The organism is uncultured Kocuria sp. (assembly GCF_947500125.1).
In the GTDB taxonomy this organism is placed as follows: domain Bacteria; phylum Actinomycetota; class Actinomycetes; order Actinomycetales; family Micrococcaceae; genus Kocuria.
Genome location: NZ_CANMRA010000016.1, coordinates 70,375 through 94,745, shown reverse-complemented (window position 1 = coordinate 94,745; position 24,371 = coordinate 70,375). Strand labels below are relative to the sequence as shown.

At 68.7% G+C, this 24,371-nt stretch carries 20 protein-coding genes and 1 riboswitch; of the genes, 11 read left to right on the top strand and 9 right to left on the bottom strand.

The window, feature by feature from the left end:
• From Q0817_RS12015 to Q0817_RS11995, 5 genes are all read right to left on the bottom strand, one after another.
• Positions 1 to 1,550, bottom strand: a 1,550-nt coding sequence (locus Q0817_RS12015) for a cytochrome c oxidase assembly protein (RefSeq protein WP_298587742.1), incomplete at its 3' end; no start/stop codon positions are given.
• A gap of 125 nt (positions 1,551 to 1,675) precedes the next feature.
• Positions 1,676 to 2,359 (bottom strand): thioredoxin domain-containing protein, encoded by a 684-nt coding sequence (locus Q0817_RS12010; protein WP_047804869.1) that lies wholly within the window; start codon positions 2,357 to 2,359, stop codon positions 1,676 to 1,678.
• A gap of 69 nt (positions 2,360 to 2,428) precedes the next feature.
• Complete coding sequence (locus tag Q0817_RS12005) at positions 2,429 to 3,235, bottom strand: cation diffusion facilitator family transporter (protein ID WP_238986117.1); 807 nt, start codon at positions 3,233 to 3,235, stop codon at positions 2,429 to 2,431.
• Entirely contained in the window at positions 3,232 to 3,600 is a 369-nt protein-coding gene (locus tag Q0817_RS12000) for a helix-turn-helix transcriptional regulator (RefSeq protein WP_047804868.1), read from the bottom strand. Before Q0817_RS12000 ends, Q0817_RS12005 begins: the two co-directional genes overlap by 4 nt.
• 434 nt (positions 3,601 to 4,034) lie before the next feature.
• The gene (locus Q0817_RS11995) at positions 4,035 to 4,685 is read right to left on the bottom strand and encodes a C40 family peptidase (RefSeq protein WP_047804867.1); all 651 of its coding nucleotides are present in this window, start codon (positions 4,683 to 4,685) and stop codon (positions 4,035 to 4,037) included.
• A gap of 5 nt (positions 4,686 to 4,690) precedes the next feature.
• A riboswitch (cyclic di-AMP (ydaO/yuaA leader) is annotated at positions 4,691 to 4,883 on the bottom strand.
• Between the two features lie 391 nt (positions 4,884 to 5,274).
• On the opposite strand from Q0817_RS11995, the gene ctaD reads away from it, so the two are divergent.
• The 3 genes from ctaD (at position 5,275) to Q0817_RS11980 (ending at position 9,330) form a co-directional block, all read left to right on the top strand.
• Positions 5,275 to 6,987 (top strand): cytochrome c oxidase subunit I, encoded by a 1,713-nt coding sequence (ctaD, locus tag Q0817_RS11990; RefSeq protein ID WP_047804866.1) that lies wholly within the window; start codon positions 5,275 to 5,277, stop codon positions 6,985 to 6,987.
• Positions 6,988 to 7,474: 487 nt separating this feature from the next.
• Complete coding sequence (locus Q0817_RS11985) at positions 7,475 to 8,194, top strand: response regulator transcription factor (RefSeq protein WP_047804865.1); 720 nt, start codon at positions 7,475 to 7,477, stop codon at positions 8,192 to 8,194.
• Complete coding sequence (locus Q0817_RS11980; RefSeq protein WP_047804864.1) at positions 8,191 to 9,330, top strand: cell wall metabolism sensor histidine kinase WalK; 1,140 nt, start codon at positions 8,191 to 8,193, stop codon at positions 9,328 to 9,330. Before Q0817_RS11985 ends, Q0817_RS11980 begins: the two co-directional genes overlap by 4 nt.
• A gap of 113 nt (positions 9,331 to 9,443) precedes the next feature.
• On the opposite strand, the gene Q0817_RS11975 is transcribed toward Q0817_RS11980, so the two are convergent.
• Positions 9,444 to 10,673: a heparan-alpha-glucosaminide N-acetyltransferase domain-containing protein gene (locus tag Q0817_RS11975; RefSeq protein ID WP_238986116.1), complete on the bottom strand. Its 1,230-nt coding sequence runs from the start codon at positions 10,671 to 10,673 to the stop codon at positions 9,444 to 9,446.
• Between the two features lie 586 nt (positions 10,674 to 11,259).
• On the bottom strand, positions 11,260 to 11,997 hold the full coding sequence (locus Q0817_RS11970) for a thymidylate kinase (protein WP_238986115.1): 738 nt from the start codon (positions 11,995 to 11,997) through the stop codon (positions 11,260 to 11,262).
• Between the two features lie 57 nt (positions 11,998 to 12,054).
• On the opposite strand from Q0817_RS11970, the gene Q0817_RS11965 reads away from it, so the two are divergent.
• From Q0817_RS11965 to Q0817_RS11930, 8 genes are all read left to right on the top strand, one after another.
• Positions 12,055 to 12,582 carry a DUF3105 domain-containing protein gene (locus Q0817_RS11965; protein ID WP_238986114.1) on the top strand — a complete coding sequence of 176 codons (528 nt, stop codon included), beginning with the start codon at positions 12,055 to 12,057 and terminating at the stop codon, positions 12,580 to 12,582.
• Positions 12,579 to 13,259: a DUF305 domain-containing protein gene (locus Q0817_RS11960; RefSeq protein ID WP_238986113.1), complete on the top strand. Its 681-nt coding sequence runs from the start codon at positions 12,579 to 12,581 to the stop codon at positions 13,257 to 13,259. Before Q0817_RS11965 ends, Q0817_RS11960 begins: the two co-directional genes overlap by 4 nt.
• A 285-nt stretch (positions 13,260 to 13,544) precedes the next feature.
• Positions 13,545 to 14,510: a cytochrome c oxidase assembly protein gene (locus Q0817_RS11955; RefSeq protein ID WP_047804905.1), complete on the top strand. Its 966-nt coding sequence runs from the start codon at positions 13,545 to 13,547 to the stop codon at positions 14,508 to 14,510.
• Between the two features lie 466 nt (positions 14,511 to 14,976).
• Positions 14,977 to 16,146 (top strand): heparan-alpha-glucosaminide N-acetyltransferase domain-containing protein, encoded by a 1,170-nt coding sequence (locus Q0817_RS11950; protein ID WP_238986112.1) that lies wholly within the window; start codon positions 14,977 to 14,979, stop codon positions 16,144 to 16,146.
• Positions 16,147 to 16,823: 677 nt separating this feature from the next.
• The gene (locus Q0817_RS11945; protein ID WP_047804859.1) at positions 16,824 to 17,201 is read left to right on the top strand and encodes a helix-turn-helix transcriptional regulator; all 378 of its coding nucleotides are present in this window, start codon (positions 16,824 to 16,826) and stop codon (positions 17,199 to 17,201) included.
• On the top strand, positions 17,201 to 18,121 hold the full coding sequence (locus tag Q0817_RS11940; protein ID WP_047804858.1) for a cation diffusion facilitator family transporter: 921 nt from the start codon (positions 17,201 to 17,203) through the stop codon (positions 18,119 to 18,121). Before Q0817_RS11945 ends, Q0817_RS11940 begins: the two co-directional genes overlap by 1 nt.
• Before the next feature lie 61 nt (positions 18,122 to 18,182).
• Complete coding sequence (locus Q0817_RS11935; protein WP_158041128.1) at positions 18,183 to 18,344, top strand: hypothetical protein; 162 nt, start codon at positions 18,183 to 18,185, stop codon at positions 18,342 to 18,344.
• Between the two features lie 512 nt (positions 18,345 to 18,856).
• Positions 18,857 to 19,660: an aquaporin gene (locus tag Q0817_RS11930; protein WP_272028075.1), complete on the top strand. Its 804-nt coding sequence runs from the start codon at positions 18,857 to 18,859 to the stop codon at positions 19,658 to 19,660.
• A gap of 185 nt (positions 19,661 to 19,845) precedes the next feature.
• On the opposite strand, the gene cydD is transcribed toward Q0817_RS11930, so the two are convergent.
• A complete protein-coding gene (gene cydD / locus Q0817_RS11925; RefSeq protein WP_047804857.1) occupies positions 19,846 to 23,274 on the bottom strand; it encodes a thiol reductant ABC exporter subunit CydD in 3,429 nt (1,142 codons plus the stop codon).
• Positions 23,271 to 24,365 (bottom strand): cytochrome d ubiquinol oxidase subunit II, encoded by a 1,095-nt coding sequence (cydB, locus tag Q0817_RS11920; protein WP_047804856.1) that lies wholly within the window; start codon positions 24,363 to 24,365, stop codon positions 23,271 to 23,273. The genes cydD and cydB overlap by 4 nt, the downstream gene beginning before the upstream one ends.
• Positions 24,366 to 24,371: the final 6 nt, after the last annotated feature.

Genomic DNA, 24,371 nt, shown 5'->3' with positions numbered 1-24,371 from the left:
GCGGTGGTGTTCATCAGTTCGTGGCCGACGTGGGTGTGCAGGGCCAGGGCGAAGGCGGGGGTGTAGTAGAAGACACCCAGCCCTGCCAGGACCAGGATCCCGGCCGGGGCCGGGTGAGCCAGCAGGGCCCCGGCCCGGGAGGTGCGCCATGCGGCGGCGAGCTCGCGCGCCCCGGTGCTGCCGTCGGTGCGGGTCGGCACCAGGGCCGCGGCCAGGCGGCCGGGGGCCCCGGCGATCAGCAGCAGCGGCACCGGGAAGCTCAGCAGCAGGTGAGCGGTGGTGTGGACGCTGAACAGGATCGGGGCGTAGAGGGCCATCGCCCCACAGGTGACGTAGACCAGCAGCACCAGACCGGCCATAAACGCGGCCGTGCGCGCCACCGGCCATGGTGCGCCGGTGCGGCGCAGGTGTCGTACCCCGCCCAGGTAGAGACAGGCGGCGAGGATCGCCACGGCGATCCACAGCCAGTCGACGCGCCACTGGGTGAACCAGCCGGAGAAGCTCAGGGGCGGGGGCAGGAGGTAGCCGGTGAGGATCTCCGCGGGGGTGATGTCCGGTTGCCGCTCTAGGGGCACCGGAGTGGGAGTGCGCCCTAGGGCCACGCCCAGGGCCATCACGGCGCAGAGGATGAAGACTTCCACGGTGATCAGTCGCCACACCCGGCCCAGCCTCGGGGTGCCGGCGGTGATCGCCCGGCGGTTGAGGTACCCCAGCACGCCCAGGGCCACGGTGGCGATCGTCTTGGCGATCACCAGTGCCCCGTAGCCGGAGTTCAGCCCGTCCCAGCCACCGATCCGGTAGATGGTGTTGATGACCCCCGAGACGGCGACCAGGACGAAGGCCACCCCGGCCAGGGTCGAGAAGCGTTCCAGCACGGTCCGAGCCGTCTGGTGGCCTGCGGCCGGAATGGTCAGCAGCGGGGCGAGCAGGGCGAGCACGATGATCCCGCCGGTCCAGATCCCGGCACCGAGCAGGTGCAGGGCCAGAGCGTTGACGGCCCCGTTGTGGTCATCGACCCCGGCCACGTGTCCCAGTTGGGACAGCGGGATGACGGCGGCCAGGGCCACCAGGGCGGTGGCGGCCACCGGCACCGGGGAGCGGGCGAGCACGGCCAGGGTGGTGGTCAGGGCCGCGGTCACAGCGGTCACCGCCCACGCCTGGCCAGGGATCAGACGGGTCACGTAGTAGCCCAGCTGCCCGGTGAACTCGGCCGAGCCGGAGACCGGGGTCCCGATGGTGTCGGCGTAGCTGAGCACGATGATCGCGACCGCGGCCAGGGTCCACACCCCGGCGGCGGCCGCGGCCACCGTCATGGCCCGGGCGAAGGCCGGGTGTTCGGCCCCGGCCTGCCCCGCCCCGGTGACCGGAGTGGATCGGGGCACTACGGTGGTGGCGAAGACCAGCCCGGCCCAGGTGATGCCCATGGCCAGGTGATGCACGGTCGTGGCCAGCGGCAGCCCCCAGCGCACCAGGGCCCCGGGGTCGAGCACCTCCCGGGGCGCGGTGGCCCCGGAGGAGCCCAGGGCCATCCACAGCACGGCCAGGGTCACCAGCCCGACACCGATGCAGACGGCAGCGACGGCGCGCCGGCGCCGCCCAGCCGGCGCCGGCCTGGGAATCGTGCGGAGGGGCAGCGGCGGGGTGGACGTGTGGGGTGAGGAGGCCTTCATCACTGTCAGTCGGTGGCCGCGGTCTCGACGGCGTCCCGGAAGGCTTCCAGGGACTCGGGGTTGAGCACCTCCCCATTGAGGAAGAACGTCGGGGTCCCGCCCACCCCCAGAGCCTCACCGTCGGCGACGTCGAGCTCGATGCGCTCTTGGGTGGCCGGATCGGCCACCGCGGCATCGAAGGCGGCCATGTCCAAGCCGAGGTCTTCGGCGAAGCCGCGGAAGACCGCGCTCTGGTCCTCGCCCGACTCTCCCCACTGTTCCTGGGTCTCGAACATGCGCTGGTACATCGCCTCGTACTGTCCCTGCTGGGCCGCGGCCTCCACCGCGAGGGCGGCGTTCATGGAGTTGCGGTGGCCCGGCAACGGGAAGTAGCGGTGGACGAAGGTGACGGTGTCGGCGTATTCGGCCCGCAGCTCCTCGACGAACGGGTAGGCGGCCCGGCACCCTTCACACTCATAGTCCAGGAACTCCACCAGCACGGCTTGTTCGTTGGGGGCCTTCGAGAGCACCCGGCTGTTCTCCCGCACGAGTTGCCCCGCGTCGTCGGGCACCGCCGGGGTGGAATTGGCCCGGGCGATGAGGATCGGGATGGCCACGGCCGCCACGACGGCAGCCAGGAGGACCCACACGATGATCTTGGCCTTCGAGGGCTTCTGCTGTGGGGTGGGCGTGCTGGCGGTAGTGCTCACAGGGGGTTTCCGTTCAGTCTCGGGCAGCAGGGTGTACCAGGGATGGGAGGGGGTCAGGGGTGGAGGGTCTCACACCACCCCGGTGTGCTCAGCACTCAGGCAGCCGTCGTGAACGGTGACGTGGGCCGAGAGCACCGGGGTGTCGGAGTCGATCCTTGAGGCGTGCAGGTCGTGCACACCCACCACGTGCGGCAGGGCTTCCAGGCGGGTGCGGACCTGCTCGAGGTCCAGGCCCTTCGGGGTGGTTTCCATCAGGACCTCAATGGTGTCGCGCAGCAGGATCAGAGCCCGGGGCACGATCAGGGCGGCAATCAACAAGGACACGATCGCATCCGCCCGGGTCCACCCGGTGGTGGCGATGACGATCGCGGAGACGATCACCGCCACCGAGCCCAGGGCGTCGTTGGCCACCTCCAGAAACGCGGCCTTCATGTTCAGGTTCTCCCCCCGCCCGGAGGCGAGGATGGCCAGGCCGATGACGTTGCCGACCAGGCCGATCACTCCGAACCAGAGCATGGCCGTGGACTCGACCTCCGGTGGCTCCAACAGCCGGCGCACCCCTTCGACGGCGATGAATCCGCCCACGGCCAGCAGCACGGACGCTTGGGCGGCCGCGGCGACGATCTCAGCGCGCTGGTAACCCCAGGTGTGTTTCTCCGTGGCCGGTCGCAGAGCCAAGGTCGCAGCGGTGAAGGCGATCAGCAGTCCGGCCGAGTCAGTGAGCATGTGTCCGGCATCGGCCAGCAGCGCTAGGCTGCCCGAGATCACCGCGCCGATGATCTCGGCGACCATGATCGTGGCGGTGATGGCGAAGACCACCGCCAGCTTGCCCCGCCGCCCGATGGTGGCGTGGGCGTGGTGGTGCTCCGCGCTCATGCCGGGATCTCCTGGGTGGTGGCGTCATCGGTGCGGTCCGCAGCGGCGCACTCGGGCGTCCTGCATTGGCACACCGACTCGACGGTGAGGATGGTGCCCAGCAGATCTTCCAGCGCGTGGGTCAGCTTCGGGTCCGAGAGTTCATAGCGCACGTTGCGCCCGGCCGGCACGCCCACGACCAGCCCGCAGTCACGCAAACAGGCCAGATGGTTGGACAGGGTCTGACGGCTCACCCCGATCCGGTCCGCCAGTTCCGAAGGCACCGCCGGGCCCTGCTGCAGCTGCAGCAGCACCGCGGCCCGGGTGGGATCGGCCAGTGCTTTGCCGAAGCGAGACATCACCTCGACCGGGGACAAGATCCTCATGCACTAACCGTACAGTAGAAGCTGTATCAAATGAGATGGGGCTCCCCTGGATGATCGGGCAATGTCCAGCTTGCATTCTTACGGTGAGAGCGGACGGGGGTGCCGTCCGCCACTGCGACATCCCCGTCCCCCGAGCCATCACCGCACCCCGGGCGGCCGTCGCTCCAATGCCCCTGCCGGGCGGGAAGAGTGCTGCCCGTATCCAGCGGGAGGTGAGGCAAGGCCATGCGTACTTTCCGGGGCCGTACAGCAAGGTCGACATCCGCGCACAGATTCCCTGCCGAGCGCAGGGCGGCAGGATCGTCGCGACTGTTCAAGACTGCATCCAGGCGCGGAGTGCCCCGAAGGTTCACCGGCGAGGATCCTGTCGGGGCACTCCACACTCGATGGATGGTCCGGCAACGACCGGCCGCCACCGCAGCAGCGAGTCCGGCTCAGCGGTAGGTGTAGTACCCGTCGAGGGGCATGGCGTTGACGGAGTGGACGAAGGTGCCCTGGGTCGGGTTCAGCGCCGAGACCATCTTGCCGCCACCGATGTAGATGCCGATGTGGTTGCCACCGTTCTGAGACACCAGGTCCCCAGGCTGCGGGGTGGAAGTCGGGGTGGCGGCGGCGATCTGCTGGAAACTGGTGCGGGGCAGGTCAATGCCGTTCTGGGCGTAGACCCACCCGGTGAACCCGGAGCAGTCCCAGGCCCCGAAAGAGGTCCCGCCCCAGACGTAGCCGGTGCCCACGCCCTGCATGGCCGTGCCCACGATGCCGCCGGCGGCCGGGGCGATCTCGGTGATGGCGGTGGACTGCGGGCTCACGCTCGAGGTGGCGGCGCCCTGCTGCGGGGCCGGGGCCTGGTCGGCGGGCTGCGCGGTGACCGGGGCCTGGGTGGTGTAAGAGGCCAGATTGGCCATCCCTGCGGCCGGAGCCGCATAGGAGGACCCGGAGGCGGCGGGGATCTCGGCGTAGGCCTGGGCCGGGGCGATGGAGCCCATCACGGCCACACCAGCAGCGGCGGCGATGGCGGTGGTGCGCCCGGCGCGCGAGGTGGTCCCGGCGCGGTGGCGGGCAGTGTTCTGCTTGAAAAGCGACATGGGTGGGTTCCTCCCTTTGCCTACGAGGTGAGCTGTCGGGTTCGGGTGGGAGACACCCGGCCGTTCAGGACGCACGCGCTCTGAACGACTTAACCCCAAGGCCCCGGCACACCGGGACCGGAAATGGTTTCCCCGCTTCTGCCAAGCGATTTCTCTTCAGGAACCCCGGGCACCGGCAGAACTCGGCGATGTGCCACGGGGATGCCGAGCGGATCAGCAACCGGCACACCGTGCACAATAACAGGTCTATTACGGAACAATCACAATCCGATTCGGGAGTGTATAGATCACGTATAGAGATAATCAATATTCGATGAAGCCCTGATGCTCAGCAGATACTTATCTGGCATCTTCCCGTGAAGAGACGACGGTAAAGAAGATGAGGTGGGACGGGACGCGGCGGTGGGCCCACGGCCGCGCGGACTGAATTGTCCTGTGGTGCCGGGGAATGATGCCTGGTCTCTCATGTTCAGGGGTGAGCATTTGGGGAGATTCCTGGGAATTTCAGTGGAAGATTCACACCGGTGGGTCCCCGCTGGGTGCGCTACGGTGACCGAGGTTCGAAGTACGGGAGGCCTGAGGAGGTCGCATGGCTATCTACGAGTACACCGCCGAGGAACGTCCCGCGGTTGCACCGGTGGTCGTGCCGCGGTCCAAGGGACGGATGGTCGTCAACTGGCTCACGTCCACCGACCACAAGACGATCGGGTACATGTACCTGATCTCCTCCTTCGGCTTCTTCTGCATCGCCGGTGTGATGGCGCTGCTGATCCGTGCCGAGCTGTTCGCCCCAGGTATGCAGATCCTGGAGACCAAGGAGCAGTACAACCAGCTGTTCACCATGCACGGCACGATCATGCTGCTGATGTTCGGCACCCCGCTGTTCGTCGGCTTCGCCAACGTCATCGTCCCGCTGCAGATCGGGGCCCCCGACGTCGCCTTCCCGCGGCTGAACGCCCTGGCGTTCTGGTTCTTCCTGTTCGGGTCCCTGATCGCCACCGCCGGCTTTCTCACCCCGCAGGGCGCGGCCTCCTTCGGCTGGTACGCCTACGCACCGCTGTCCAACGCGTCCTTCACCCCGGGCGTGGGGGGTGACCTGTGGGTGTTCGGGCTCATCCTGTCCGGTTTCGGCACGATCATGGGCGCGGTCAACTTCATCACCACGATCATCGCGATGCGCGCCCCGGGCATGACCGTGTGGCGGATGGGCCTGTTCACCTGGAACGTGCTCATCACCTCGCTGCTGGTGATCATGGCTTTCCCCCCACTCACTGCCGCGCTGTTCGCGCTGGGCATGGACCGCACCCTCGGTGGCAATATTTTCGACCCCGCCAACGGTGGGCCGGTGCTGTGGCAAAACCTGTTCTGGTTCTTCGGCCACCCCGAGGTCTACATCCTCGCCCTGCCGTTCTTCGGCATCGTCTCCGAGATCATCCCGGTGTTCTCCCGCAAGCCGCTGTTCGGCTACAAGGGCTTGGTGTTCGCCACGATCGCCATCGCCGCGCTGTCGGTGACGGTGTGGGCTCACCACATGTACGTCACCGGTACGGTGTTCTTGAGCTTCTTCGCGTTCATGACCATGATGATCGCCGTTCCCACCGGGGTGAAGTTCTTCAACTGGATCGGCACCATGTGGCAGGGCTCGATCACCTTCGAGACCCCGATGCTGTGGGTGCTGGGCTTCATGTTCACGTTCCTCTTCGGTGGTCTGACCGGGGTGATCCTCGCGTCCCCGCCACTGGACTTCCATCTCAACGACTCCTATTTCGTGGTCGCCCACTTCCACTACGTGCTCTTCGGCACCGTGGTCTTCGGCATGTTCGCCGGGTTCTACTTCTGGTGGCCGAAGTTCACCGGCAAGATGCTCAACGAGCGGATCGGCAAGATCCACTTCTGGCTGCTGTTCCTGGGCTTCCACATGACCTTCCTGATCCAGCACTGGCTGGGGGTCTCGGGGATGCCGCGCCGCTACGCGGACTACCTGCCGGAGGACGACTTCACCTGGATGAACCAGATCTCCACCATCGGGGCGATGTTGTTGGGCGTGTCGATGATCCCGTTCTTCTGGAACGTGTACACGACCTGGCGCCACGGCACGAAGGTCGAGGTGGACGACCCCTGGGGGTTCGGCGGATCGCTGGAGTGGGCGACGTCGTGTCCGCCGCCGCGGCACAACTTCACCTCGCTGCCGCGGATCCGCTCCGAGCGTCCCGCCCTGGACCTGCACCACCCGGAGCTGGCGGCGGAGTCCCCGCAGCAGTCCCCGGTCGACGACGCCGCCATCGCCACCCGAGAAAGCTGACACCAGTCCCCCGCTCGCTCCACGCAAGTGGTCTGCACGACACACTCCACCAGCAACACTTTGCCCTGGCCGGGGGCATGTCCCTGCCTTCCACAGTTGGACGCGCCCTTGTGTCCACCTACCAGTGCATTGCGCTCCGACACCCGTAGGCCACCACGGACCCCGTCGAAGGCTGCCTCCAGATGTGCAGGAGCAGGGCCACGGCGCGGGAAAACCAGCCCCAATCTGGGCAGGGAGACCTGAGCCGTGTGGTTGCCACGAGGAGCCCCGCGAAGGGGCTCAAGCGCCCGTCTCCTGGTGGGTCGCCATGATCGGGGCGCCGGGAACCTCGAGATCTTCCATGACAGCGGTCGCCAACCTGGACCTGCAGACGATTGGATGCGCAATGAGGAAGGGTGAACCTCGTGAAGGATCCGTCATCTGAACCACGATCGGAGACTCCATTTCAGGGAAATCGTCCCAACCCCCACGAACCCACGGAGGCGTCATGTCCATTCCCTCTCCCGGACGTGTCCTGGTGGTCGACGACGAGGTCGACCTGGCGGAACTGGTCGTGGAGTATCTGCGTAAGGCCGGCCTTCAGGTCGCGGTGCGCCATGACGGCAACCAGGCGGTGGCCGCGGTGCGCGACTTCTCCCCGGACGTGCTGGTGCTGGACCTGGGGCTGCCGGGGATCGACGGGATCGAGGTGTGCCGTCAGGTGCGGACCTTCTCGGACTGCCACGTGCTGATGCTCACCGCCCGCGACGACGAGATCGACAAGATCGTGGGCCTGTCGGTGGGCGCCGACGACTACGTGACCAAACCGTTCAGCCCGCGTGAGCTCGTGGCCCGAGTCCAGGCCATGCTGCGCCGGGTGCGCACCCGGCCCGCCCCCGCCCCGGAGCCGGCGGGTCAGGACCAGGCGCTGGTGATCGGGGACCTGGTGGTGGACGAGGCCGCCCGGGAAGTGCATCTGGGCGGGGAGCCGGTGGCGCTGACGAGGATCGAGTTCGACCTGCTCCTGTGTCTGGCTACCAACCCGCAGCTGGTGCTCTCTCGCCGGCAGCTGGTGGAGATGGTCTGGGACACGCACTGGACCGGGGACGAGCACCTGGTGGACGTGCACATCGGGCGGATCCGCAAGAAGCTCGGCGATACGGCCACCGACCCGAAATTCATCCACACCATCCGCGGGGTCGGCTACCGGATGGGCACCGGCCGATGAGCACCACCACCTCGACGGGCCGACGCTGGTCCTGGAGTCCGTTGACGGTGCGGTTGATGCTGGCCCAGACCGCGGTGCTGGCCGTCGGGCTGATCATCGTGGTCGTGACCGCGGTGCTGATCGGGCCGAACATGTTCTACCACGAGCTCGTTCAGGCCGGTCACGCCGATGCGGCCACCGGGCTGGTGCACCTTCAGGACGCCTTCCGCTCGGTGAGTCTCACGGCCCTGGTCATCGGCGGGCTGCCGGCCCTCTACATCGCCGGGCTGCTGACCTTCTACCTCTACCGCACCATCGGGCGGTCCCTGGCCTCCTTCAGCACCGCCGCCGGTGAGGTCGCCGCGGGCAACTATGAGGTTCGGGTCACCTCGGCGAAGCTGGGCCCGGAGTTCGACTCCCTGGCCTCTTCCTTCAACGAGATGGCCGCCCGGCTCGACGCCGTGGACACCACCCGGCGCCAGATGCTGGCCGATCTGGCCCACGAGATGCGCACCCCGCTGGCCAGTCTCAAAGGACATCTGGAAGGCATCGAGGACGGGGTGGTGGAACTCGACGGGCACACCACCGGGATCCTCAACGCCCAGATCACCCGCCTGGAGCGCCTGGCCCGCGACATCCGCCAGCTCACCGCCGCCGAAGAAGGCATGACCCGGATGCAGCTCACCCCCCAGGACCCCCAGCACCTGGCGGACCAGGCGGTCGCGGCCATCGAGCCCGACGCCGCCGGCAAGGGAGTGTCGATCACCTCGCTGAGCACCGGCATGGACGTCACCCCGATCCCGCTGGATCCGGAGCGGATGGGCCAGGTGCTGAGCAACCTGCTGGAGAACGCCCTGCGCCACACCCCGCCGGGGGGCACCATCACCCTGCACACCGACCACGCCCCGGAGGCGGTCACCTACACGGTCACCGACTCCGGGGAGGGCATCAGTTCTGAGAGCCTCCCGCACGTCTTCGAGCGGTTCTACCGCGCGAACACCGGACGGGAGGCCCACCGCGGCGGCTCCGGGCTGGGGCTGGCGATCAGCAAGACCCTCATCGAGGCCCAGGGCGGGACCCTGGAAGCCACCAGCGCCGGCCCCGGGCGCGGGGCCAGCTTCCGGATCCACCTGCCCCGCCACCGGCCCAACGGCTGAGCCACACTGAGGGCCCCGGGCTTAAGGTCTGGGAACAACGACGGGCCGTGCCTGCCACCGCAGCTGTTCAGCTGCGGTGGCAGGCACGGCCCGCGTGGGGGGTGCAGTGTCGTCTACCCGTGCGAGGCCCCGGAGGATCTGTTGAGCACGAGCCGGCGGGTGCCCTTCACGCTGAGGCTGACGACCCGCTCCAGTGGGCCCTGGCCCAGGGCGCGGTGCCAGGCCACCGCGAACAGTGCCGCAACAGCCAGATTGATCACGAACCACAGGTAGGGCTGGTCGTAGTGAATCTCGAAGGACAGGCCCACCAGGTGGGCGGTGTAGAGGGTCAAGGTCATGACCCCCATCGCCGCCAGCGGCATCAGCCACGTCTCGGCCTTCCGGGCGATCAGCAACAGGGCCCCGAGCACGGCCAGGCTCACGCCCAGGCTCGCCGCGATCGCCAGCGGAGTGTTGGTGTGCGGGGTGGCGATCGCCAGCCACCACACCGTGGAGGTCGGCAGCGAGTCCGGTCCCCACACCAGCACTTCCTCCAACTCGTGCTCGCCCATCGAGGAGGCGGCCAGCAGCCGCTGGTAGCCGCCGAAGGCGTAGAGCAGGAAGTAGGAGGCGGCCTGAGCGAAGATCACGACCCCGACACCGACGACCAGCAACCGGATCTGGACCTCCTGCTTGCGCAGGTTCAACCGGCCGAGCCCCAGTCCGACCAGCAGGTAGGTCATGTAGGGCAGGGCCGGGTAGGTCCCGGTCAGCAGCAGCTGGGAGGCCGTGGCCCCGGGCTCGGTGAGCACGGTGGTCAGCGTGGGGTTGTAGTTGCTCCAGGCGGGCAGCTGATCGAGCAGGCCCTGCATCAGCAGCGGGGACACGATCCCGAAGACCGCAGCGCTGATGAACAGCACCTTCGGGCCGGCGTGCAGGAACGGGATCGCCAGCAGGAAGAACACCCCGTAGTAGATCAAGATGTTGTAGGCCGGCGGGTCCTCCGACATCAGCGTGCCGATCCACAGACCGACAGCGGCGATGAGCACCGCCCGTACCAGCAGCCCGATCCGGTCAGCGGTCATTTTCCGACCCTGGTGCGGGTGACGCCCCCCGGAGGTCAGCGCCAGCCCGACCCCGGCCAGCAGCGCGAACAGCGCTGCCGAATCTCCGGAGAACAAACGCCAGGACCAGCTGGCCTCCCCGGTCTCCTCGTTCCAGGCCGGCAGCAGATGGATGGCCATCAACCCGATCAGCGCCAACCCCCTCGCCGCGTCGATCCCCACCAACCGGCTCGTGGGCCGGATCAGTGCATCATCCAGTCCCGCTGGATCGGGTTTCTCCGCCCGTGACATCGCGCTCATGACTCCCCCTGATCGAGCCGGCCCCTCCAGGGCCGGCGAAGCGTGCGACCCGTGGCCGCATCCGAGGCCGTAGGGCACCCGGAGTTGTATTGCCCTCACGATGGGTGCTGCGCCTAAAGCTCAGGTCGCAGGACTCTCAAGTTCCCATGAAGATTGCGTGAGCCGCCGACGAAAAGGGCAGGCTCACGTACGAGCGGCACAAACGACAGTGGAGAACCGACGCCGCCTTACCGGGTTCTGCGCGAAAGATCCCACGCCGGCTGTGTCAACGCCGAGCGAATATTGACCCCTTATCACCGTTGAATCCGCCCGGCGCCCGAGGGTCAGCATTCAGGCGGAAACGACAGGCCGCCGCCTCCGCAACGCACCAAGGCCGCGCCAGTCCAGTCCGAAAGGGTGCCCTGACTCAGGGGAGGCCGAACCAGGGCACCCTCACACCACTGACCCGAGGGACTGCCCGGGGCACCGGCCGATGAGAACTGGGGGTTCTCACACTGAAAGTTATCTCTTCCCCAACCCGGAAAATAGGGCGCGCAGCCGTTATTAACCATGTTTGATGGTATCTACACACCGCCTTTACTTAAGCTCAATGATGAGCGCTGGCTCCGGTGAGTCGTGCGAGCCGGGCGAGAACCGCCTTGGGTGCCCCAGTGGCGGTTCTCGCCCGGGCCGCGCGCAGATACTCCAGCGACTCGGCATCCTGCCCGCGGGCAGGAATCCGTGCATGGGCGGTCTCGGCCGGGACGTCGAGAACGACCACAACAACCCCGCACAGCACGGTGACCGCCAACCACGGCAGCACCCGGCCCGGCGGCAGATCCCGGACCCGTCGCAGCACCAGTTGGCACACCAGGTGGCGGTTGATCACCACCAGACCGTCCCGGCGTGCGGCACGCACCTGGCAGACCAGGACGTTGACGGTGCGCACTCCGGTTTCGAACCGGTCCGCCCACCGCACCGGCACCTCCACCCCGACGCGTGCCGAGGTGCGTGCCAGCCAACGGCGACCGGACCGGTTGCGTAGCACGATCACCTCCCGTCCCGCCTGCCGCTCCGCCGCCACCAGCGCCGCGGCCGTCGTCGTCTTCCCGGCCCCGTCGATGCCCAGTTCGCCCGAGCGGGCATCCTCGTCAACGTGTTCAGGGGTGGGTGGTCGACGATCTTCCGAAGAAGGCCGTGCAGGAAAGACCCAGCACAGTGCGCTAGCGTCCTGCCCGTTCAGGAGGAGCAAGACCCTTTTTGGTCCATTGGAGGAGACCGCATGGCGGATGGTACGGACCCGGAGCGGGCGCGGCAGGAACGTGCTGCGCTGCTGGATCAGCACTGGGCGGCCGATGCCCGGGCCACCCGTAGGCGGCGGGTCCTGGCGGGAGCGGGTGCGGTGACCGCTGTCGCAGCGGTCGCAGCTCTAGTGGCCGTCGCGGTGATCAACGATCCCCCGCCCCAGGCGCGGGAGGACATCGAGATCGCCGGGCTGCAGACCTTCGGCGACCTCGGCAACTCCCATGTGGAGGCCGCGGTGGACTACGAGCAGGCGCCCCCGGTGGGCGGGGACCATGCCAGTGCCTGGCTCAACTGCGGGGTCTACACGGAGCCGGTGCCCGAGGAGAACGCTGTGCACGCCCTGGAGCATGGGGCGGTGTGGGCCGCTTACGACCCCTCCGCCTTGTCCGAGGACCAGGTGGAGGCCCTGCGCCAGGCTGTCCCCGACACCTACGTGGTGCTCTCCCCCTACGAGGATCTGGGCGCCCCCATAATGGTCTCGGCGTGGGGGGCTCAGGTGGCCGTGGACTCCCCCGAGGATGAGCGCCTGGAGCAGTTCGTGACCAAGTACTGGCAGTCCCCCGAGGCCCCGGAGCCCGGGGCGTCCTGCACCGGTGGCATCGATGCCCCCAGCCGGGTCGCGTGAGCACCAGCACCGGCGCCGCCTCCAGGAGCGTGGCAGGGCACCGGGGACGGTGGGTCCTGCTGGTGCTGGCGGCCGTGCTACTGGCAGCTGCCGGCTGGGCGGTGGGGCAGCTGAGCGCTCCAACGTCGTCCACCCCGGCGGAGGGCAGCCCGGAAGCCGGGTTCGCCCGCGACATGCAGACCCACCACCTGCAAGCGGTGGAAATGAGCTCCCTGGTCCGGGACCGCACGGAGGATCCGGAGATCCGCCGATTGGCCTACGACATCTCCCGCACCCAGCAGCAACAGGCCGGGCAGATGTACGGGTGGCTCTCCGTGTGGGGGCTGCCCCAGGCCTCGCCCCAGCCGACCATGGCCTGGATGGACGACGGCGCGCAGGACCACACGTCCATGCCCGGCATGGACTCCACGACCCCGGGCCTGGATGCGCGAATGCCGGGTATGGCCACCGCCGAACAGCTGGACCAGCTGGAGGACGCCGAAGGCCGGGAAGCTGAACGGCTCTACCTCGAGTTGATGATCCCTCACCACCAGGCAGGTGCGACCATGGCCCAGGCCATCCTGGAGCGCACCGAGAATCCCGTGGTGACGTCCCTGGCGCAGTCGATCGCCACCAGCCAGACCTCCGAGATCGACTACATGGAGGACCTGCTGGCCGAGCGCCGCACCCCATCATGATCCCCATCCGCACACCAGGATCAGCACACGTGGCCGGGCCCGTGCAAAAGCTGACGGGCTCAGACGTGAACCGGTCTCCAGGCTCGGCCCCGCTGCGCGCCGTGATCGGAATCCACCGGGGTTCTTCGGCCACCACCTCCAAGATCCCATGGAAGTCAGGGACGGGGCCGGTGGGGCACGCCCGCCCCTCTCGGACCGGTCCTGGGCTCAGGGCCCGATCAGGACCCCGGGACCGTTCTGTGGCGTGCGAAAATGCGGCCATGGCAGTCGATGCTTTCCGTGACCATGGTTGACCGCAGCGTGGAGGGCCCGGTCTGGGTTCCGATCGAGCCCCCGAGCCTGGAGAACTTCCTGGCTCCCACGATGCAACCGGTTCCGCTCATCCCGGCCATCGCGCTGGTGCTGGCTGTGCTGTATCTGGCCGGAGCAGCCCGGCTGTGGACAGCACGCCGGCGGTGGCCGGTATGGCGGACCCTGTGTTTTCTCACCGGGTGCGCGGCCACCGCGCTCATCATGGGCGCGGGAATCGAAGGCTACGGGTTGCGCATGTTCTCCGTGTTCATGTTCCAGCAGCTGACCCTGATGATGATCGTCCCAGCACTGCTGGTCCTGGGCAGCCCGGGCACCCTGCTGCTGCGGGCCACACCCCACCGCGGACCCGGCGCCGTGGTGCTGCGTCTGGCCCTGGGGGGTCTGCGTTCCCGGTGGGGCAGGTTCGCCGTCCATCCCGCCTTTTTGGTTCCGTTGTTCCTGGTCAGTTTCTACGGGGTGTATCTCAGCGGGCTGGACGACCGGCTGTTGCCCACCTGGTACGGCCATACCGGGTTGGAACTGCTGTTCTTGGCCTCCGGGATCCTGTTCACCGTTCCGTTGCTGTCGGCCGATCCACTACCGACCAAGCAGACCTACGGCAGTCGCTTGGCCGACATTGTCCCCGAGATGCCGCTGCACGCCTTCTTCGGCGTCATCGTCATGATGGCTCCGCTGCCCGTCGTGGATTTCTTCGCCACCCCGCCGGACAGCTGGGATCTCGACCCGATGGCCGATCAGGTCCTGGCCGGCTCGTTGGCCTGGTCCTACGGCGAATTACCGTCCGTGCTGATCCTGCTGTTCATCATGAGCCAGTGGCACCGCGACGATGCGCGCAAAGCCGCCCGCGACGAGGCCGAAACCGCCGTCAGGGGCACCCCGGATCTGGATGCCTACAACGCCTACCTGGATCAGCTGCAGCAGCGCACCGAGAACCGCTAGCCCCACAGGCATCAGCCGCCGACCGGAGCCGGTCGGGGCGGGCAAAGACGCCGACGCGGCCGGTCCCTGCCGTCACCCGGTGCGTGGTCCCCGGTGGTCTGCAGGACATCGTCTGGCCAAGGACAACTCCTCCCCGGGCGTAGAAAACCCGATCGTTGACCATCTCCACCGGTTCTGAACCTGGTGCACGTCCGTGGTGCTGATGGTGGCGGGGCCGGAGAAAACCGTCCGCAAGCCTCGCGGCAGGCACTGGCGACTGGAGCTGCTTCCACAGCCAGGACACAGGAAAAGGATAAGCCTGGGAAAGTCCGTCCTGGTCGGATGGAGATAGACAGGGCCCGGAGGTCCGGACCGGTGGGCGGGGGCCCGCCGGTACAGCCGAGAGAAGGAACGCACCAGCATGGTCAACGTCCACCATCCGAACTCGGGGACGCGGGGACCAACAGGGGGCTCAGAGCTCCCGCTGGTGAAGAAGCCACGGCTGGTGGGGGTCGACGCCGCCCGGGGTCTGGCCCTGCTGGGGATGTTCTCCATCCACATTCTGCCCGCCTGGGACCCCGAGACCTACGAGGTCACCCTGCAGTGGCAGCTCTTCGCCGGCCGGGCCGCGGCCCTGTTCGCCCTGCTGGCCGGGGTCGGCCTGGCCTTCTCCACCGGCGCAGGCACACCCCACCGGGGCCGGACGATGACGGCTGACCGGGTGGGGGTGCTCGTCCGGGCCGTGCTGATCACCGTGCTGGGTCTGCTCGTCAACCAGGTGATGCCGGAGGACCCGCCGGCCTACAACATCTTGATCTACTACGGGGTGTTCTTCCTGCTGGCCATCCCCTTCCTGCACCTGCCCGCACGAACCCTGTTCGTCCTCGCCGGGGTCAACGCCGTGCTCGCCCCCGTGCTGATGCAGTCCCTGCGCGACGCGCTACCGGAGATGGAGACCTACAACCCCACCATCACCGGGGTGCTCACCGACCCCGGCACCGTGCTGTCCCAGGTGCTGTTGACCGGCACCTACCCCGCGTTCCCGTACCTGACCTACCTGCTCGCCGGCATAGCCATCGGCCGGCTCAACCTGCGGTCCCTGCACGTCCAGGGCCGGTTGCTCGTAGCCGGTCTGATCCTGGCTCTGGCCGCGTGGCTGGTCTACTGGGTGCTGATCCTCCAGGCCGGCGGCTACGACCAACTGATGAGCTCCACCCCGTCGCTGAGCCACGAGCAGATCGACGAGATCCTCATCTGGGGCCCCGACCCCGTCCTGCCCGACACCACGTGGTGGTGGATGCTGATCCCCGGCCCGCACACCAACACCCCGATCGCCATCCTCTACGGCCTCGGCTCCGGCACAGCCGTGCTGGGGGCGTTCCTGCTCATCGGGCGGAAATCCGGCGCCTGGCTGCTGCCGCTCAGTGCTGCCGGTTCCATGACCCTGACCCTCTACACGGCCCACCTGCTGGCCCTGGCCGCGATGGTGCACTACGAGGTGCCCATGCTGTGGTTCCTCATCCACGCAGGCGGGGCGGCGGTGTTCGCCGTGGCCTGGCAACGCGCCTACGGGCAAGGCCCGCTGGAGCGGGCCCTGGCCCGGACCGCCGGCGCCGGGCGCGGGCTCGTCCTCACCCCCGGTCGTCGCGAAGACTGAGCCCGGACCCAGCTGCAACAGCAGCTGGTCCCCATCACGCCGGCGACATCGGTAGCGGACACCAACAACATCTCCGCCGGACACATAGCAATGCACAGCGCCTTCGACAGTCGGTCGGCCCCTGCTGGGCCACCGTTCCGGTAGCCACGACGACGTGACGCCCCGGCCCTCCGGGCCCGTCGTGGTCAGGATGCGCCCGTTCCGCCGCCTGGCAACCAGCCGTCGGAGCCAATCGGCAGGCCAGCAAACATTTCGGGTACCCGAGACAGCACACGAGGACGCCGCCCTTGACCAGCAGGGCACCTGCATAGGCCCTTCCACCGCAAGGCTGCGCTCATGCGACGAGGATGGGCACGTGCGCGGGGTCAGGGTCGGCTTGGACGAGGCGGTGAAGGGGGCAGCCCGCAGATGCGCCGCGCATGTCCGGCCAGGATGAGCCCGGGACGGACAAGGCGCACCATCCACACGACGTGAACCAGTCCGCGACGCCCGATGCAGATGCTCAAAGGGCTCAGGCCCTGGAGACTGCCGGAGACCCTGACCGGCCATCGAGGGGCTGGCGGCATGACCGCTCCGGCATCGGTTGCGCCCCTGGGTGAAGGTGGCGCTGGCCCTGGGTACCGGAAGATGCCCCATGGGATAACATATGCAGATCTAGTCAGATGTGAGGAGGTCTCATGGTTCAGGTCACCCCGCTGGAGACTTGCGTGGTCGTCGCGGCCCACCCCGACAAGGTGGCGCTGACCCGGCAGAACATTCCCGAGCACGCCGAGGCGGTGCAGCTCGCCGCGATGTTCAGGTTGTTCGGCGACCCGCGTCGGGTGCGGATCCTCTACGCGTTGCTCGAGGCCGGTGAGTTGTGCGTGTGCGACCTCTCCGCCGCGGTGGAGGTCCCGGAGACGGCGGTATCCCAGGCCCTGCGCCTGTTGCGCACTGCCGGGGTCGTCGAGAACCGACGGGACGGGCGGATGGTGTATTACCGTCTCGCCGATGCTCATGTGCGGATGCTGCTCGATCTCAGCCGCGAGCACACCCGGCACGAGGGGAGCTCCTGATGGGCGCCGGGCACAGCCACGGGCCGGCCATGCCCACCGCAGGGCACGCGGGTGGGCGCTATCGCCGGCGGCTGGCTGCGGCGTTCGCGCTGACGGCGACCTTCTTCGTCGTCGAGCTCGTCGCCGGGTTGGTCTCCAATTCCCTGGCGCTCATCTCCGATGCCGGCCACATGGCCGCCGACGTGGTGGCCCTGGCCAGCACACTGCTGGCCACCCACATCGCCACCAGACCGGACACCACGGGCCGGCGCACGTATGGCTCCTACCGGGCCGAGATCTTCGCCTCCGGCCTGGTCGTGCTGATCATGCTCGGTGTCGGCGCCTACGTCATCGTCTCAGCGATGGGCCGGTTCGGCGAGGCCCCCGAGGTGACTTCCGGGACGATGCTCGTCGTCGGCTTCATCGGGCTGGTCATCAACATCGTCTCCATGCTCCTGCTGCGCAGCGGGTCCAAGGACAGCCTGAACGTCAAGGGCGCCTACTTCGAGGTGGTGGCCGACGCCGCCGGCTCGGTGGGCGTCATGATCGCCGGCGCCCTGATCATCCTCACGGGAAATCCGATCTGGGACATTGTCGTGGCCGCCCTCATCGCGGTCTTCGTCATCGTCCGGGCGCTGACCCTCGGACGGCAGGTGCTCGCCGTGCTCGGCCAGCACGCCCCGGCCGGCATCGATCCCCAAACCGTTGCGGCCACCCTCGGCGACGTCGGCGGGGTGGCCCAGGTCCACGACCTGCACCTGTGGACGCTGACCTCGGGGATGAACGTGGCCACCGCCCACCTCGTCGCGGCCCCCGGCGCGGACCACCAGGAGGTACTCGTCGGCGCCCAGGACGTGCTGCGCGAACGGTACGCGATCGAGCACGCCACCTTGCAGGTAGAACCCGCCGACCGGCCCGGCTGCCACGACCTGACCTGGTGAAGGCAGCCTGAGACGGTCCGCCGGCGCGACGGCGACCTTAGCCACCACCGACGGTGGGCGCATGAATCTCCACTACGCCACCTCCCCGACCGAAAAGTCCCAGGACCACACCGGCTCCACCGTGCCGCTGCTGGGCTTCAGACCCGAGGCCGAGGACCTTCCGGCACTGATCGACCAGATCGGCATCTCCGAGATCACCACCACAGCCCTGAGTCTGCACTGACCTGCGGTGATCAGCCCGACCGGGTGCTCTTGACTCGTTCACCCGATCAGGCCGACCGCCGTCCCAGTCCCTACTCCTCCCCCCGTCCAGGACCGGTGGGGTGGCAGAGTCATCACCTCCCTGCCCGTCGTCCCGGCCATTTCCGACCCGATGGGCTGGCCCTCGCTGGAGCCGGACCCACCAGGGAGCCCCACCAAGGAGTCCTTCAACAGGCGGAACCACCCCTTCGCCGACAGTGAAGCGACCAACCAGCAAGGACCGGCTGTGGGATCAACACGTTTGGGCCCGTGTTCAAGAACCATTCAGCAAACCGTGGTCCTATGGCACCGGCACCCACGCCCGGACTTGCTGACCCACCATCTTGGCACTGCCGTGTCGAGCGACCTGCAGGAGAACCCCCTATGACCGACAACGCCTCGGGACCCGCTGTTATGGGATCCACCGCGCCTGCCCGTGCTACGGACACGGCCGCCCCCGACTTCCAGAATCTGGTGGCCCCGGTCCCGGATGCGGTGCGCAAAGATTCCGTCACCGGCGGGGTGACCCCGGCCCCGTCGGCCGGTGCCCGGTGGGCGGCGGAGTTCGCCGGTACTACCGTGCTGGTCTTCGCCGGGCTGGGCACGGGCATTTTCGCCACCGCGGTGATCGATTCCGCACTGGGCTTCGGGCTGGCGCTGCTGGCGGTACTGGTGGCTTTCGGACACGTCTCCGGGGGACACTTCAATCCAGCAGTGACCCTGGCGGCGGTCGTGGCCGGGCGCACTCCGACCAAGGTCGCCCTCGGCTACGTGGTGGCCCAGGTGCTCGGAGCACTGGTCGCGGTGGGCCTGCTGTGGGCGGTGCTGATGACACTGATCGATGCCTCCACCACCGCCCAAGCCCTGGGTGCGGTGGCCAACGGCTACGGGGAGAACTCCACCTCCCAAGCCGGCTGGCCCACCGTGCTTCTGATCGAGTTCGTGGCGACGACCCTGTTCGTCCTCGTGGTCCTGGGCTCGACCGCCCCGCGGGCCAACGCGGTACTGGCCCCGGTGGCGATCGGGGCGACCTTCGCCTTCCTGCTCACCATCCTGGCGCCTTTCGACGGCGGATCGCTGAATCCGGCCCGCTCCACCGGCACCGCGGTCATCGGTGGTGCTGAGAGCCTGTCCCAGCTGTGGCTGTTCTGGGTTGCCCCGTTGCTGGGGGGCCTGGTGGCGGGTCTGATCTACCGTGTGGTGGATCTGGGCCGCGCACCCCGCCCCGCCACCGTGCCGCCCGCCGAAGACGCCACAGCGAGCACCGGTACCGACACTTCCAGCGCCCCGACAGCGTGAGAAAGTCCAGCAGTCTCGTGATGTGACAGTCCTATTCACCATGACGTCCCCTCGGAGCCTTGTGGATCCACCCGCGCCAGCGCAGGCCGGCCGGGCGTCGGGGGCTGAGGACGGGTTGAGGAGAGTCCCCGGAAGGGGTGTATCCCATCTGGAGCGCCTGAGATCGGTCGCGTTGGCGGGACCGGTCAGGGAACACGCGTCAGTGACCGGTCGCCGTTTCTGGCCTGCGCATGGTCACTGGGCTGCGGTGCGGAGTGCGGGTGCACCCCTGGTAGGCGGAGGTGGACGTCTGCTCCAGTACGTTGTTCGGCGTGGTGGGTCACGAGCACGACGACGCGGTCAGACAGTGCTGAGCGCAGGTCGGAGATCAGCGCGTGGGCAGCGGGTGCCTCGAGGTGAGCGGTGGGTTCGTCGAGAAGCAGGACGTCGGCACGGGTGAGCAGCGCCCTGGCGACGGCGATGCGTTGTCGTTGGCCTCCCGAGAGACTCCCTCCGCTGGGCCCGACTGGTGTGTCCAGGCCCTGGGGCAATCCGTCCATGAAGGAGTCCAGGCCCACGCGGGTGAGGACCTCGCGCAGGTCCTCATCGGTGGGCCGATCGTCTTTCCCCCGGGCGAGCAGGAGGTTGCCGCGGATGGTGGAGTCGAACAGGTGCGCCTCCTGGGGGCACCAGGCGAAGCGTCGCCGCAGCTGCCGGGCGTTGAAGGTGGTGCTGTCGGAGCCGTTGACCTGCCATGAGCCCTCCGCGGCGGGCAAGTGGCCGAGGAGGGTCGCCAGCAGGGTGGACTTGCCTGAGCCGGAGGGACCTTCAACGACGAGCCACTGGCCGCGGCGCACGGTGGCCTGGAGGTGGCGGAATGCCGGGGCCGGCGCCTGCGGCCAGGTGACGGCCAGGTCGGCCAGCGTCAGTTCTTGGACTTGAGTCGGAACCGCCCCGGTGGGGGGCTGAGGCCGCTCATGGCGGGTGGTTGTGGGAGTGACGGCATGGACCTTGCGCAGCGACTGGGCCAGCGCAGGCCACTGCTGTACCGCATCGACCGCGCCCAGCAGCGGATCGATCAGACCCAGGGGCAGCAGCACGAGCGCGGCGACGACCGGTGCGGAAATCGTGCCTGCCGCCAGGGCTTCGGCGGTGGTTGCCAGCATCAGCACGGAGGAGAGGGAACAGGCCAGCACCACGACGGCCTCGCCCAGGCCCCGCGCCCAGGCACTGGAGCGGGCCGCGGTGTCCGCGCGCTGCTCGAGGTCATCCAGCCGGGCGAGCATGTCCTTGGCTCGACCGTTGGCGCGCAGCTCACCGGAGGCGGAGACCATCGCGGCGAAGCGGCGGATCACCCTGGAGCGCACCACGGTGAGATGGCGGGCCGCGGAGCGGTCGGCCAGCAGCGCCGCGACGGGCCCGGCGAGCAGCCCGCCGAGGACGGCGACCAGGAGCGTGGGCACCGCGATGGGGCACAGGGCCAAGACGGCGACGACAGCCCCCAGGGCGGTGCCGGCCCCGGCCATCGGTGGCAGCAGGACCCGCGGGGCCAGGTCACGGACCCGGTCTGCGGCCTCGACCAGGTGCTCCAGTGCGGCCCCGCCGGTGGCCAGGGCCCGGGAGGCCAGACCACGGGTAGCAAGCCCGGCCCAGATCCGGGACCTGAGCTCGGTGGTGGCGGACAGGACGGCGTCGTGGGTGGCCAGTCGCTCGGCGTAGCGCAGCAGGGCACGGCCGATGCCGAAGAAGCGGACGCCGACGATGGCGACCATCAGGTACATGATTCCCGGTTGCTCGCTGGCGCGCACGATCAGCCAGCCCGACAGCGTGGTGAGGGCGGCGGCGAACAGGGCCGAGGCCGTACCCAGGGCCGCGGCCCCCAGCATGCGCCAGCGAGTGGAGGCGAGGAACGCCGCGAGCTCGCCCAACGCACCACCGGAGGTCTCGGCGAGTGAAGGGTGGGACGCCTCAGCTTGGCGATCAGGCACCGACTGCTCCTCCGGGGCGGTGGTTCCTGGTCGGCGATGCGCCCCCTCCCCGCGGGGGCTGGCGGGCTGCCCCAGGAGCACTTTCTGGTCGGCGAGGGCGGTGATCTCGGTTTCGTGGGAGGCCAGGATCACGGTGGTGGTGCCGCGCAGGGCGTCGATGAGGGTTTCGACCCGGTGCGCGTTGGTGGGATCGAGGTGGGCGGTGGGCTCGTCGAGGAGCAGCAGCCGGGCCCCGGCGGTGATGCGGGCCAGGCCCCGAGCCAGGCCCAGGCGGCGCAGTTCCCCGGGGCTGAGTTGGTTCGGGTCCGCCTCGGCCAGCTCGGTCAGTCCGACTCGGGCGAGGGTGTGGTGGGCGGAAGCGGTGTCGTGGGCGTAGAGCTGGATCTCGTCGAGGACGGTCTCACCGACGGTGTGAATGTGCTGAGGCACCCAGGCCACTGCAGCCGGGTCGATCCCGTGGATGGTTCCGTCTTGGGCTTCGATGGTTCCGGCGAGGACCCCGAGCAGGGTGGATTTGCCGCTGCCGCTGGGGCCTTCGACGCTGGCGATCGTTCCGTAAGGGATCTCGGCGCCAAGACCGGATACTGCTGGGAAGAGCCGTCCTGGGTAGCGCACGACCACCCCACTGATCCGCACCATGGGTGCCTGGTCCGCTGGCGTGTCCGGCTGGGAGTTGATCGTTGCGGGGCTCGAGTCCGGTGGCGTCGGCCTGCGGATGTCGGGGGCCGGGGGCTCGGTGACGAGCTCACGGGAGCGGTGCAGGGCCGCGATGCCGTCCTGGGAGGCGTGGAAGGCGGCGCCGAGGTCGCGGAAGGGAGCGAAGCATTCCGGGGCGAGGATGAGGGCCACGAGTCCCACCAGGAGGTCGAGGTCACCGTAGACGAGGCGCACGCCGACGAACACCGCCACGACGGCGACGGAGAGCGTGGCGATCAGCTCGAGCACGAGCGCGGAGAGGAACGCGGTGCGCAGGGTCACCATGGTTGTGTGCCGGTGCTGCTCGGAAACATCGCGCAGCGCCGCAGCCTGCTCCTCGATCCGCCCCAGACCCACCAGGACGGGCAGTCCACGGGCGAGTTCGACCAGGTGATGGGAGAGTCGTTGAAGGGCGGCGGAGGACTCCTGGGCCTTGTCCTGGGAGTGCAGCCCGATCAGTGCCATGAACACCGGGATCAGGGGCACGGTGAGCACGATGATGAGGGCGCTGACCCAGTCGGCCGCCAGAATTCTCGCCCCCACCAGTAGGGGCACGGTGGCGGCGGCGGTGACCGAGGGCAGCACGCGCGCGTAGTAGTCGTCGAGGGCGTCGAGGCCGAGGGTGCCCACGGTGGTCGTGGCGCCGACGTCGTGGCCGCCCCCGGCCAGGAGGCGGGTGGCGAGTTCTCGGCGCAGCCCCCGCTTCGCCCGCCCGGCGGCGCGGACGGCGACGACCTGGGTGGCCCAGATGGTTCCGGCACGCAGCAGCCCAGCACCGACCCCGACCAGCAGAGCCCGGTGCCAGGCCGCCGTGTCATGAGCGATGACCCCGACGATGCCGCGGGCCAGGGCTTCGGCCACGCCGATCAGAGCCAGGGCTTTGAGCGCTCCGAGGAGGCCGAGGGTGAAAACTGTGGCAGCACCGCCGGGGCCCAGCGGGGGACGTTTCATGCCTGCCTGTTCCCGTCCGCGCCCGTCCCCGGCACACCCTCACGTCGGGTACCCGCGGCGAGTTTCGGGGCAACGGCGGGAAGGACGGGGTGGGGGGCGGGCAGATGGCCGGTGGTCAGGCGCCGACGGAACACCCAGTAGCTCCAGCCCTGAGCGAGCATCACCGAGGGCAAGCCGATGGCGGCCACGACGGTCATGACCCCCAGGGTGTAGTCGCTGCTGGAGGCGTTGGCCACCGTCAGGTGGTGGGCGGGGTCGATCGTGGAAGGCAGGACCACGGGGTAGACGTTGACGAAGATCGAGGTGAGGCCGCAGAACAGCAGTGCGGCGGAGCCGGCGAAGGCGCGGCCTTCCCGGCCCAGGCGGGCGCTGGTCCACCCGAAGAGCGCCGCGAGGACCGCGGCACCGACCAGCGGCCAGGTCCAGGCCTTGCCGTGGAGCACTTGAACGACCAGCACCCACACGGTGAGCGGCACCAGCGCGGCCGGGCCGAAACGCAGGAGGAACCGGCGGGCACGCACCCGGACCGGTCCCTCGGTCTTCAGCCCCAGGAAGGCCGAGGCGTGCACGAGGCAGAACCCGACCAGGGCGAGTCCGCCGAGCAGCGCGTAGGGCGTGAACCAGGCGAAGGCCCCGCCGACACGGTCGCCGTTGGCGTCCAGCGGCAGGCCCGTGGTGGTCAAAGCCAAGGCAGCACCCAGCCCGAAGGCGACCAGGAACGACCCCGTCCCCAGTGCCCGGTCGACCCACCGCCGCCACCGGTCGCTGTGGACCTTGCCGCGGTACTCGATGGACACCGCCCGGAAGATCAGCCCGGCCAGGACGAACACGAAGGGGACGTACAGGGCGGAGAACAAGGAGGCGTACCAGTCGGGGAAGGCGGCGAAGAGCCCGGCGGCTGCGGTGATCAGCCACACCTCGTTGCCGTCCCAGACCGGGCCGATGGTATTGAGCATCTGCCGGCGCTGGCGCTCGTCCCGGGTGCTGGTGAGCATAAGCATGCCCACGCCCAGATCGAAGCCGTCCAGGATGATGAACCCGATCCACAGCACCGCGATGGCGATGAACCAGAAAGTGGGAAGCAGTTCCATGTCAGG

What these genes read in the sequence shown, in the direction of transcription:
- Q0817_RS12005 (WP_238986117.1), bottom strand. Translation starts at nt 3,235, where the DNA reads ATGAGCGCGGAGCACCACCACGCCCACGCCACCATCGGGCGGCGGGGC.
- Q0817_RS12000 (WP_047804868.1), bottom strand. Translation starts at nt 3,600, where the DNA reads ATGAGGATCTTGTCCCCGGTCGAGGTGATGTCTCGCTTCGGCAAAGCA.
- Q0817_RS11995 (WP_047804867.1), bottom strand. Translation starts at nt 4,685, where the DNA reads ATGTCGCTTTTCAAGCAGAACACTGCCCGCCACCGCGCCGGGACCACC.
- ctaD (WP_047804866.1), top strand. Translation starts at nt 5,275, where the DNA reads ATGGCTATCTACGAGTACACCGCCGAGGAACGTCCCGCGGTTGCACCG.
- Q0817_RS11985 (WP_047804865.1), top strand. Translation starts at nt 7,475, where the DNA reads ATGTCCATTCCCTCTCCCGGACGTGTCCTGGTGGTCGACGACGAGGTC.
- Q0817_RS11980 (WP_047804864.1), top strand. Translation starts at nt 8,191, where the DNA reads ATGAGCACCACCACCTCGACGGGCCGACGCTGGTCCTGGAGTCCGTTG.
- Q0817_RS11975 (WP_238986116.1), bottom strand. Translation starts at nt 10,673, where the DNA reads ATGAGCGCGATGTCACGGGCGGAGAAACCCGATCCAGCGGGACTGGAT.
- Q0817_RS11955 (WP_047804905.1), top strand. Translation starts at nt 13,545, where the DNA reads ATGGTTGACCGCAGCGTGGAGGGCCCGGTCTGGGTTCCGATCGAGCCC.
- Q0817_RS11945 (WP_047804859.1), top strand. Translation starts at nt 16,824, where the DNA reads ATGGTTCAGGTCACCCCGCTGGAGACTTGCGTGGTCGTCGCGGCCCAC.
- Q0817_RS11940 (WP_047804858.1), top strand. Translation starts at nt 17,201, where the DNA reads ATGGGCGCCGGGCACAGCCACGGGCCGGCCATGCCCACCGCAGGGCAC.
- Q0817_RS11935 (WP_158041128.1), top strand. Translation starts at nt 18,183, where the DNA reads ATGAATCTCCACTACGCCACCTCCCCGACCGAAAAGTCCCAGGACCAC.
- cydD (WP_047804857.1), bottom strand. Translation starts at nt 23,274, where the DNA reads ATGAAACGTCCCCCGCTGGGCCCCGGCGGTGCTGCCACAGTTTTCACC.
- cydB (WP_047804856.1), bottom strand. Translation starts at nt 24,365, where the DNA reads ATGGAACTGCTTCCCACTTTCTGGTTCATCGCCATCGCGGTGCTGTGG.